Here is an 11,380-nt window from a genome sequence, read left to right as displayed (position 1 = left end):
CTCGGAACATTCCACTTCAATAAACGATTACTGGTTATCAGAGACCTTTGTGCGTGGAATGCAGCCTGCCGACAATGATGGATTTCGCTGGATCGTTGGCAGAAAGTTCGCAGACGTCGAATATCAGGGAGCTCTGCAAACCACGCATGTGGGTGAGGATGAAACCGGCGCATTACGCAGCAAGTTACTCACCGAGCGCGTTCCCTCCGGACCGCGCCTCTACAAAAACGCAGACAGCCCCACCTGGCGCCTGACCGAACAACCCGCGCCAAAGCGACCGCGCCTCGCCCCAGTGACAACACCCATCAATCAAAGTCGTTACAGCCCATCCTGGCGTTCGCCGGATGCTCAGGGTTATTACGAAATGAATCCGCTATTTGGCTCACGCAAAGACGACATGCTGTTCACCTTCCGGGATTCATATGGCAATTACATACCGGTTGATCCTCCAGCGGGTGGATTCGCAGCGTCGCCGCTCCACCTCAAACAGTGGACCGATCATGAGATATGGCAGCTATATGGGCTACAGGGCGAGGACATCGCGCGCTTTCGTGTCGAAGCCCAGGCCACCGGCACGCCGCCACAGTGGGCACACCCCACAACCACGGAAAATCCGCGAACCGATCTGCTGCGCGACTCGTTGCGCTGGCTGCACCCGCAGATGGGCTTTGCCGAGCGCGAAGCCTTTCTGCAATCGTTCAATCTGCTGCCCAGGCAACTGTCGCGCTTGCAGCAGGAAATGGCCAGCCATCTGACGCTTCCGGCGTGGGCACTGGCGCACAAGCGCTTGCTGGAGGACGTCAGCAACCCGCAACGCTTCGACCAGTTTGCCGCCGATGCGCTCGAGCAGCTCAACCTCAAGCGCAATGCCCGCCACGATTGGTACGACGCAGAAAACAGCCTGACCCCCGAGGTGCGCGAAGCGCTGTTGAAACAGCTCGGTTATCTGCGCAACAAGAACAACTGCCTGTACCGCACGGACATTCCGGCGCTGTTTCGCGGTGACGAGCGCACGCCGTTCGAGCTGGCGAACGACCGCACCATGCTGCCGCGCTATCACCACGAACCCGGCGCGACCACACACAAGCCGATCAGCGCGACGTTCAGTCTCCAGGCAGGACAGGGATATGCCCGCGCCCCCGATCCCGAATACCTGCGTTTCAACAGCCAGACCCATAAATACCCAGGACGCGACACGGGCGACAGCGGTTCGGAAAGCGGCGCAAGCGACGCCAGTGATACACCGAGTGACTCCTCGTCAGACTGGTCGGATCCTGACAGCCCTGTGGCATGGGATCACGAGCGCGGCTACCGGTCCACGCGCACGCGGCAGACGGAAATGTTTCTCTACGCGCTCGACACGCGCGATCTGGAGGTCGTCCCCCACGAAGAAAACATGATGTTCAATTCCGCTGCGCGTGACACCCCGCCGACCTGGTTCCCCTCCGACGATTTCGAAGGGCTGATCTCGGTCACGCGCAGCGGAGTTTCAGCCGAGCGTGTCTGGTTACTGAACACAGACCTGACCAAGGGCGCCAGGGTCGAAGACATCAAAGAGCAGGCTGGGGCAAACGCTGATCGCATCGAAGCGGCCACCCATGCCGGGCACTCCAACCGGTTCGAATACGACCAGTTGATCGACCAGGTGGAGGCGGCGGGCCTGCCGATACTCAGGCTCTCAGGCAACAAGGACGAGTTTGCCCATGACATCGCTTGGCCCGAACTTCAGATGCTCAAGTAAAGCCGCCAGGGAAACCGGCTCCTCATGCACACCATTAAAGGATTAATACGTGTCGAAACTCATCGTTCCCGCGGCTCATGTCGCCCACGTGCGCGCGCTTCAAGTTACCCCCATAGACGCCTCGGCCAATGCCCATACGCCGTCCACACCCATGCCCGATCGAGCGGACGTGCCAGGCGAGGTGCCTGACAGCCCCCCACCCCTTCGCCAGACTCTGAAGGCAATCGACAAACACCTGGGCCCACTGCGTATCGGCGAGGTCGTGATCAGTCGGGTCGAGTTGCAAGCGCTGGGGGCGACCGTAGACGGTCAACCTGTCAGTCCGGCGAATGCCAACATGAAGCGCGTGGATCAGGCTTTTCTGGACGGACTCCATTTCGAGTCCGCAAAGGTGCAGTCCCGCTTGCAAGCCGTGGACTTTCCCGACAATGACATGGCGGCACTGCTGTTCTATGAGATTGCCTGCAAGCGCTCGGTCGATGCCGGCCCATTGTTCGTCAGTGATACGCCGCTGGTTTCGGGCAGCGCCATGGATCGTCTCAACAAATTGGGCAAGGCTGCGCAAAAGCTGGAAATCCACCGGGCGGACACGTTTGAACACGCGCCCGGCTGGATCAACAAGACCAAAAGCTATTTGATGAGCGGCGCAGGAGTCGGCATGCAAGCCTTCGGCATCTACAGCGGCTACATGGCCCTGACCGATGCGATCAAAAAAGGCGAGGCGCTGGAAATGCTCTACTACGGCGGATCCATCGCGGCAGAACTCGGCTCGCTGATCATCGAGCGGGGTCTGGCCAGAACAGGCCAGGCGATGCTGACTCAGGGCAGCAATGTAATGAGGGGTTTTGCGCTGACCTCGATCGGCAAATACATGAGCCGTGGCGCGGGAATGTTCGCCAGCGCGATCACCTTGCCGTTCGACATTGTCGACGCGATCAAATCGTTCAACGCCGCCGCCGCGTCATCGGGCAAAGAAGCTCAGGACCATTATTTCAGCGCTGCCCTGAGTGTAGCGGGCGCTGGCATCAGCCTGGTGCTGGGCGTCGCCGCGCTGGCCGGTTTCGGCAGTGTTGCCGGCCCGCTCGGCCTCGCGGCTGCCGCACTGCTCATCTCCGGTTCATTGATCTATCAAGCCGCCAGGGTCGTCGACCAGATCGATGATTACATCGAACTGACAACACTCGAGCGTCTGCGCTCGGGATGGTTCGCTTTTACCGGCAAGGAACTGGACGCCGAAGTGATGGATCGCTTCAAGCTGTCCAGGCTTTCCAGTGACTACGAAAAACAGCTCGAACTGTCGGCCAAAGACATGCTTGCCGGCGCTTACAGCGACTCCATCGCCCAAGTGGTCAATGGCGCGTTTCGCGCCGAATTGCGCCCTGTCGAACTATGGCGTTACCAGTGGGACGAAAGCGTCGGGCAGCTGCCGTTCAGACTCGACAGCCAGGCGGTGATCGTCGGCGGCGACGATATCATCGATGCAAGCCATGGATTACCCGACAACCTCAAGGGCGTTGTCAACGGCAGTGCAGGCGAAGGCAAAGGCGTGTTCTGGCGCCTGGGCGATGGCAATGACCGTGTCGCCGGCGTCAAGGCGCAGCCCAACCTGTTTACCTACCGCCAGGGACACAAGGCGCTCAGCGGTGGCGACAAAAACGATGCGTTCTATCAGCAGGTCGCTGACGAGGAACTGGACCGGCTGACCAAACCGCCGCACATCAATGTGCTGGATGGCGGCGACGGTAGCGATACGTTTGCGTTTGAAGGCCAGCGGCCAGCCACTGATACACGACACATCGGCCATCGGATTGACCTGCCGAGCGGCAAGGTCACGCTGCGTGGTCTGGACCCGGAAGGACCAGGCATTGAAGTCGCGCACCTGACATCGTTCGAGAACGTTTCGACGCTGCGCAAAGGCAGCAGCCACGTCATCGGCAATACCGAGGCCAACCAGATCTCAGCCCATGGCCATGATCGCGTCAGCGCCGGTGCCGGCAACGACACGATTGCCATCTACGGCCTCGAATGTCACGTGGACGGCGGTAGCGGCGTCGATCGCTATTACATCGCTCACACCAACGCACGCACGACAATCACCGAGGACAGCGCGCATTCGAGCGTGATCGAAATGGGCTGGCCGCACGCGGTGATTCAGCGCTGGCAGATCATCGGCACCTCGCTGGTGATCAATTCCTTGCGCGGAAAGGACGGCGACGACCCAGACCACGTGCTGACCCTGGAAAACGTCTATCGAATGGTCGACGGCCAGCGTCGGTTGCATAACGATCGATGGCTGTTCCGCACCCAGGATGGCTACGAACTGCTGGCTCAGCTCCCTCAGGAACCAGGTCCAGCGCTGAGTCAGGACATCGATGTCGCCGTGACCGTCATTGGTCAGCCCGCCCCTGCCCCGGCGATCGTCAATGGCGGTACGGTGACGATCGACAATCAGAGCCTGGGCCGACATTTTGTCACCCGTACTCAGCGCGAGGTCGAGTTCGTCATCGCACGCAGCGCCACCAGGCCGCGCAGCGTTTTTCTGGACTACGGCGACGACGAAATCATCGACGTCGAGCTCAGCTATGCCGTCCAGGTGCGCAAAGGCGTTTCGGGCAATACTCACCTGACCTACAAAGACTTCTGCCTGTCGCTGCGGTTGCCGGCAAAAGTGCTGGCATTCAAGGGCGTGATTCAACCGATCGCTGCCGCCACCGGGTACAGCGGGCGCAACAGCCTCAAAGTGACCACGCCGCAATTGGCGCAAGACATCGTTGTGGTCATGCGGGACGGAGTGTCCTATCGCCTGCAACTGCCGCACCTGGACTACGAAGAGGACGCCAACAACCCCGGCGCACGACAGGTCAGCACTCGAAGCTGGCTGAAACGGCGCAACGGCAACTACCCGTTCACCCGGCCCGCCATCAGTGAGAAGCCGCTGCTGACCGATCGACCCAGCAAAATCGTCATCGAATCCCGGGCGCATACCGGCATTTATCTGCTTGAGGGTCATAGCGCGACGTACGACATCTACCTGGCCAGCAACTGCATCGTGCGCCTGGCCACACCTGGGGCTGCGGCAAAAACGGCCAACGCCTCAAGCTGGAATCTGTACACCAGGACAATGGACGAAACCGTCACTCGCGACGAAATCCAATTGCAGGACAACCGCTTGCGCATCGCCAGCGTGACTGTCCAATTGCCGGATATCGGCGATGACACACCGGTGGAATCGGTCAGCGTGGCGACCACCGCCGGCAATCTCTATCAAGTCTCGCTGCTGTTCGAGATCTTGCAGCTGTACGTCATCAATGCCCAAGGCTACGCCGGCGTCGATGCGCTGTTGGCCGATATCGAGCAACACCGGCAGCGCAACGAGTTGGCAGTGCGGGTCTACGTGACTCACATTGGCTACCAGCCCGACACAGTGGGCACGCTGGTTTACAACTCGGTAAACCGCCACTGGAGCCTGCTGACTGACCGGCAGACACGCGTCAAACGCGAAGACCTGTTCATCCCCGTCAACATCAACTGACCGCGCGCTGCCGGTTTCAACAACGTGCCGGGATGGACCTGAGCTCCAGTCCGGCACTTGATCACCTCGGCCAATGACTGGCCGGGTTCACTACATGGAATGACCTTTATGCGCCAGAAACCCGGGACACTTCGCCCATTACCGACACCGGAAACGCCGGGCACCTCGACCTCCCGCCCGATCAGCCCTGATCGTCCCATCGATCTTGATGCACGCTTGCCTGGCCGCGTCAGGCCGGACGGCTCGTTCACATCGCCGGACATTCTCGCCCGCAGTCCTCACGGCAGTCACGCCAGCCCGGAACCCGTGATAACGGTGAGCCGGATCCTTGATGCGCAGAGGCCTACTCAGCGGTCTGCCATGTCGCCGCTGGAGCCTTACCTGCAAGACATTGACGGGACTTTACGCCCCGATGCAGACGGTCTGAAAGAATACAAGGGGCGCAAGTTCGCAGACATCGCCAACGACGACGGATCGGCCGCAGGGCAGACGGTGATGGTGGCGTACCACGATCTGATCAAAGCCTGGCGCGCCAGATTGCCCAGTGAACGGACGCCATCGGGACCGCCTCTTTATCGAGTCGCGGACACTGATTTGTGGAGTTTGAACAAGCCCATCGAAGAGTACCCGTCCGACCGCTACACCCTGTATGAGTTGGCCAAGCCGCGTTCCGAGCCGGTGCCGAACGAACAAGGTTATTACGCGGTACACGAATGGGCGGAAAATCCCTATGAAGGGCAAGTGAATACTCGGCTGAATGTCGGCTTCGCATTCAAGGGCAAATACGGCCGCCTGATCAAGGCAGACCCGAACGCAGCACGCGCGGATGCCGCCTTGCCGCTGAAGCTGGCGCACTGGACCGATGGCGAACTATGGGATGTGTACAGCCTGCGCGGCGCAGAAATTCTTGCCTTTCGTACCGAGGCCGAGGCCATCGGGGGCCCGCCGGGCTGGGCAAGACGCAGAGATATCAAAAGTCACTACAAATTCCTTCTGGATTCCATGAAATGGTCCCACCCGCAAAAGACTCGCAGTGAGTGCGCCGAGCTTTTGCGCACCTACAATCTCAGCACCGCGCAACAAAAACGCTTGCGTCCGGACATGGAAAACGGCTTTCCCGCATGGGCCGAACAGCACAAAAGCCTGACCCGAAATGTGCAGGATGCCAGACGCTTCGAACAGATTGCCGAAGAGCTTGGCCCCATCAGTCTCAGACTGCGGCAAGAAGGTGAAAGCATTGAGGGTGACTTGCCGCCTGTCCAACAGCGTTACGAAGCAGACTTTCTGCAAAGCTATCTGGAACATGCCGGCTACATGCGCAACAAGCATGATTATCTTTACCGTACGGATATCCCGGCAATGTTCCGCGCCGATTTGCGCACCCCCTTCGAACTGGCGCGGGACAAACGTTTGGTGAAGTTGCGGGGCAACCCTTCCGACTCGACAACCCGGCATGCCTTGAGCTCGACGTTTTCATTGGGCAACGGCATTCAATACCTGCGTTTTGATTACTACTCCAACCCTCGGCACTACAACAGCCAGGCCAATCGCTATCCGGGGCATTTTTCCGACAGTGACTCATCCAGCGGAAATCGACACAGTTCGGGTGAAGAGTCAGACACCTCATTTGAAATGGATAATTCGCGCGATTATCCGTTGCTGCGACGCAAACAGACACATGGTTTCCTGTATGTCATCGACACCCGCGGCATCGAAGTGGTCCCACGGGTGGAAAACCTTTACCTGAACAACAGGGATTTTGATGGCGACAGCCACGAAGGACGTATTTCCATGCCCACGCGAGGCATCAGTGCCGAGCGGATATGGCTGGTGCGCTCGGACCTGAGTCGGGCGGCAAGAGTCGAGGATGTTTTCAGGAAGGCCGCAGGCGATGCCGCGGATATCGAGGAGCACACTTGGGCTGGGGGCAATCACAACAATTCATACGATCAGTTGATCGATCGCGTAGCTGCCTCCAAGGGCCCCATAGTGAGGTTGCCCAAGGGCAGGAAAACATGCTCCAACGATATAGTCTGGCCCGTTGCTGAACATCATCGGCCGTGAAATCCAGACGCCATTCGATAACGAATGGCGTCTGTCCTTCAATTGCGGCGTTGCGCTATTTGAGCACGCTGATCACAAACCTTGCGGGTTTTGGATTGAAGGCGTTATGCCCTGTCCCGTTGGGGTTCGCGTCGAGGAATTTGCTCATGCCATCGCTTACCTGACGATACAGCGGTTTATCTTTCGGCTCGCTGTTCAATTCGATATAAGCCGGGCCGGATGCGATATTGCTTAAAGAAGCCTTGGCCACGCCGTAGGTACTGATTGAATAGAGTTGTGCCGGAGCGCTGGTGCTGACCAGCAAATTATGTGTCTTGTCTTCGATGAATAATCGCGCACCGTCAAACACGCCCGGATGTATCACTTGAATTGCGTAACAGTTACCTTCAGGAACAAACTTCAACAGCAACGGAGCATCGTCCTCATTGTCAGCCAGGGTGACAAGGGCGGATGTCCGCGAGTCGGCCAACCCCACTTCAGCATCGAGTTTTTCGCCTTGAGTTATGCGCTTGTGGCGCAGGGTCTGTTGCAGGCGTTGCTGATTAACCGGAAGACCGTCCAGATAAAGATTGGCACTGAAGCTTTCATTGTTTACTTTTGCCAAAGACATAGAACTACCCATTGGTAAACACTCTGCTGTCATGTTCAAGACAGCGACAGAAAAGTTGAAAAAGGAAAAGGATCAGATAGCGACTGTGGCTGTTGCCGACATCCGCAGAACATCGCCATCCGGAATGTTTTCGGTTTTTCGTTTCCGCCGGGCCATTACCATGCGATCCGCATAAATCGCTGCCGCCTCAATGACGTGGCCAACGTTATGATCAGTACCGGCATGCTTCAAGATATACTTGCCAGCAATATCGTCCCAGAATGCCCGTTCATCTTCATATAAAGTCATGATTTATCCTTGTTGTTTTCAAGTTGTTCGCATCCTGCGAGCAACTTGAAATTAAGACAAAGACAAAAGCGAAACAATACTGGCAGGCAGCTTGAGTTGATTCAAAGTGAAACTAGGCGAACAGTTCGCCCTGCAGTTCATCGAGTAATGCCTGGATCGCATCCAGCCGTTGCTGTGGGTCGTCGAGTTGCAGCAGATCGATCTTGTCCTCTTCGGCAAAAGGCAACAGATAGGCAAGCTGATTGGCCAGCGCCTGTTGCCCGGCGGCTTCGGTGCCCATGTTCAACGCCTCGACCATCGGGTGTTCGGCCAGCGCCTTGAGCAGCGCGACCAGGTCGGCGTCCTCGTCCTGCAACGGTTGCTCGGGCTCGTCATCGAGCCACTCGACGTCGGCCAGAATCAACTGATCGCGCTGCACTTCGGTGCGCAGCACAGTGAAGCGCCGTCCGCCTTGCACGCGAATGCCGAGCAAGCCGTTGTCCTGTTGCTCGAAATCGGTGATCCGCGCCTCGCAACCGACCATTGCGAAACCTTCTGGTGCCACACCGACTTCGCTGCCCTCAAGGATGCACACCACACCGAAACCGACGCCCTGCTTCATGCAGCGGCCGATCATGTCGAGGTAGCGCGCCTCGAAGATCTGCAGATCGAGGTTGCAGCCGGGGAACAGCACCGTGTTCAGCGGGAAAAGCGGCAGACTCATAGACATTTCCTTACACCACCATCGACACCGCCAACGGCAGGAACACCGCCGTGGCCACACCCATCAGACTCATTGCCAGCGCGGCGAACGCGCCGCACTCATCGTTTTCCTGCATCGCCACCGCCGTGCCGACCGCATGCGCGGTCATGCCCAGCGCCATGCCGCGCGCTTCGGGGCTGTGCACGCCGAGGCGGGTCAGCAGCGCCGGGCCGAAGATCGCGCCAATCACCCCGGTGATCAGCACGAACACCGCGGCCAGCGCCGCCACGCCGCCGATCTGCTCGGCGACCAGCATGGCGATCGGCGAGGTCACCGATTTCGGCGCCATGGTCATCAGGATCATGTGATCGGCACCGAACCACCAGCCCAGCGCCACACCCATGCCCGTTGCGACCACCCCGCCTATCACCAGCGTAGTAAAAATCGGCCAGAACAATTGGCGGATGCGCCGCAGATTCAAATAGAGCGGCACCGCCAGCGCCACCGTGGCCGGCCCCAGCAGAATGCTGAGGATCTCGGTGCTCTTGCGGTACTCCGCGTAAGTCAGGCCGCAGCCGACGAGCACACCGATCACCAACAACATGGAGACCAGCACCGGTTGCAGAAAGATCCAGCGGGTTTTCTCGAACGCCGCCAGCACCAGTTGATAGGCGCCGAGGGTGATGCCGATGCCGAACAGCGGATGATGAATCACCGACGCCCACGCGCCTTGCCAGTCAAACAGCATCAGGACTCCTCCGCCGGCGGCGCGTGACGTTTGACCAGCCGCTGCATGAGCACGCCGGCAAACGCCATCGACAGAATCAGCGAAACCACCAGCGCGCCGACAATCGCCCAGAAATCCGCAGCAATCGCCGTGGCATACACCATCACGCCCACTGCCGGCGGCACCAGCAGCAACGGCAGATAACGCAGCAGACTGCCCGCTGCCTGATTCAACGGCTCGCCGACTTCACCGCGAATGATCAGGAACACCAGCAACAGCAGCAGCCCGATGATCGGCCCCGGCAATATTGGCAACAGCAAATGATTGAGCGCCGTGCCGAGCAGTTGGAACAGCACCAGCAGGGTCAGGCCACGTAACAACATCCGACATCTCCGTCTTACATTTTCAGCCAGCAGGGGCTCGGCATTATAAGCATGCCGGCGCTATGGACCGGCATTCGCCAAAAGCATGGTCGGTTGACCTGAGCAAATCGCCATGATGATCTACAGTGGTTCGCAGGCCGGTCAAATCCGCCCCCTGAAAAACTATAAAACCGATGAACCCAAGGAGAGTCTCAATGCCCTATGTTCCCGTTGCAGAGCTCAAAGATTATGTCGGCAAGGAACTTGGACGTTCCGAATGGCTCACCATCGATCAGGAGCGCATCAACCTGTTCGCCGAAGCCACCGGTGATTTTCAGTTCATTCACGTCGATCCGGTCAAGGCTGCGCAAACGCCGTTTGGCAGCACGATTGCCCATGGTTTCCTGTCGCTGTCGCTGATGCCGAAACTGATGGAAGACATCCTCGTGCTGCCCGAAGGCGTGAAGATGGTCGTCAACTATGGCCTGGACAGCGTGCGTTTCATCCAGCCGGTCAAGGTCAACTCGAAAGTCCGACTGAAGGTCGACATGGTCGAAGTCACCGAGAAAAAACCCGGCCAGTGGTTGCTCAAGGCTACCGCGACACTGGAGATAGAAGGCTCGGACAAACCGGCCTACATCGCCGAGCCGCTGTCACTCTGCTTCGTCTGATCATCCCGGATGCGAAGCAGCGCACGCTGTTTCGCGTCACGTCTGTATATATGCGACGCATAGCTGCGGCATACTCGGTCGCCTAATTGCCCGGATCCCGCTATGCGCTCAATCGCTCGACTTGCACCCCTTGCCCTGACCCTGATGCTCACCGCTTGCGGCGACGGCGAATCGCTGTTGCCGCCGGATGCGCGCCTGCCCGATGGCGGTCGCTATCGCGGTGAACTGGTCGACGGCTTGCTGCAAGGTCAGGGCCGCGTCGACTACCCCAACGGCAGCTGGTACGCCGGGGAGTTCGACAAGGGTCAGTGGCACGGGCAGGGCGAATGGCATGGCAGCAACGGCGAGGTCTATCGCGGCCAGTTCCAGCAAGGGCTGTTTGATGGTCAGGGCAGCCTGAGCACCAATGCCAGCAGTTACACCGGTGGCTTCAAGCAGGGCCGGCGCGATGGCGAAGGCACGCTGAAAGAAAACGGCATGACCTATCGCGGCGAGTTCAAGGCTGACCAGTATTCCGGCCTCGGCCGTCTGGAAATGGACGACGGCAGCTCCTATCAAGGCCAGTTCGCCCACGGCAAACCCAACGGCGAAGGCCAGCGCGGCGATGCCAGCGGCAATTCGTTCACGGGCCATTTCGTCAACGGTCAACTGGAAGGCAACGGCACTTACAACAGCGCCGACGGCGATATCTACGTCGGCGGCT

The 11,380-nt window shown here is 59.0% G+C and carries 10 protein-coding genes; 5 read left to right on the top strand and 5 right to left on the bottom strand.

The features are described 5' to 3' along the window. The 3 genes from OQK_RS14485 to OQK_RS14475 all read left to right on the top strand — a co-directional run. The coding region (locus OQK_RS14485; protein WP_238537181.1) for a hypothetical protein at positions 1-1,741 on the top strand (1,741 nt) is incomplete at its 5' end. Positions 1,742-1,922: 181 nt separating this feature from the next. Next, a complete protein-coding gene (locus OQK_RS14480; protein WP_238537180.1) occupies positions 1,923-5,273 on the top strand; it encodes a calcium-binding protein in 3,351 nt (1,116 codons plus the stop codon). A 108-nt stretch (positions 5,274-5,381) separates the two neighbouring features. Further along, positions 5,382-7,337: a hypothetical protein gene (locus tag OQK_RS14475; protein ID WP_038860954.1), complete on the top strand. Its 1,956-nt coding sequence runs from the start codon at positions 5,382-5,384 to the stop codon at positions 7,335-7,337. 55 nt (positions 7,338-7,392) lie between these two features. On the opposite strand, the gene OQK_RS14470 is transcribed toward OQK_RS14475, so the two are convergent. From OQK_RS14470 to OQK_RS14450, 5 genes are all read right to left on the bottom strand, one after another. Next, on the bottom strand, positions 7,393-7,947 hold the full coding sequence (locus OQK_RS14470) for a hypothetical protein (protein ID WP_016773016.1): 555 nt from the start codon (positions 7,945-7,947) through the stop codon (positions 7,393-7,395). A 72-nt stretch (positions 7,948-8,019) separates the two neighbouring features. Beyond that, the gene (locus OQK_RS14465) at positions 8,020-8,235 is read right to left on the bottom strand and encodes a hypothetical protein (RefSeq protein ID WP_016773015.1); all 216 of its coding nucleotides are present in this window, start codon (positions 8,233-8,235) and stop codon (positions 8,020-8,022) included. A 112-nt stretch (positions 8,236-8,347) separates the two neighbouring features. Then, positions 8,348-8,938: an LON peptidase substrate-binding domain-containing protein gene (locus tag OQK_RS14460; protein WP_016773014.1), complete on the bottom strand. Its 591-nt coding sequence runs from the start codon at positions 8,936-8,938 to the stop codon at positions 8,348-8,350. A gap of 10 nt (positions 8,939-8,948) precedes the next feature. Continuing rightward, positions 8,949-9,665, bottom strand: coding sequence for an LrgB family protein (locus OQK_RS14455; RefSeq protein ID WP_016773013.1), 717 nt, complete (start codon positions 9,663-9,665; stop codon positions 8,949-8,951). Then, positions 9,665-10,027, bottom strand: coding sequence for a CidA/LrgA family protein (locus OQK_RS14450; RefSeq protein WP_016773012.1), 363 nt, complete (start codon positions 10,025-10,027; stop codon positions 9,665-9,667). Before OQK_RS14450 ends, OQK_RS14455 begins: the two co-directional genes overlap by 1 nt. A gap of 194 nt (positions 10,028-10,221) precedes the next feature. Between OQK_RS14450 and OQK_RS14445 the strand changes: the two genes are divergently transcribed. Both OQK_RS14445 and OQK_RS14440 read left to right on the top strand, forming a co-directional pair. After that, positions 10,222-10,677: a MaoC family dehydratase gene (locus tag OQK_RS14445; RefSeq protein ID WP_016773011.1), complete on the top strand. Its 456-nt coding sequence runs from the start codon at positions 10,222-10,224 to the stop codon at positions 10,675-10,677. Between the two features lie 102 nt (positions 10,678-10,779). Further along, positions 10,780-11,380: peptidase C13 (locus OQK_RS14440; protein ID WP_038860953.1), on the top strand; the 601-nt coding region annotated here is incomplete at its 3' end.

The organism is Pseudomonas sp. R62 (genome assembly GCF_000257605.1).
Lineage (GTDB): Bacteria > Pseudomonadota > Gammaproteobacteria > Pseudomonadales > Pseudomonadaceae > Aquipseudomonas > Aquipseudomonas atacamensis.
The sequence above is the reverse complement of the archived record's forward strand: the minus strand, read 5'-3'. Positions and strand labels throughout refer to the sequence as shown.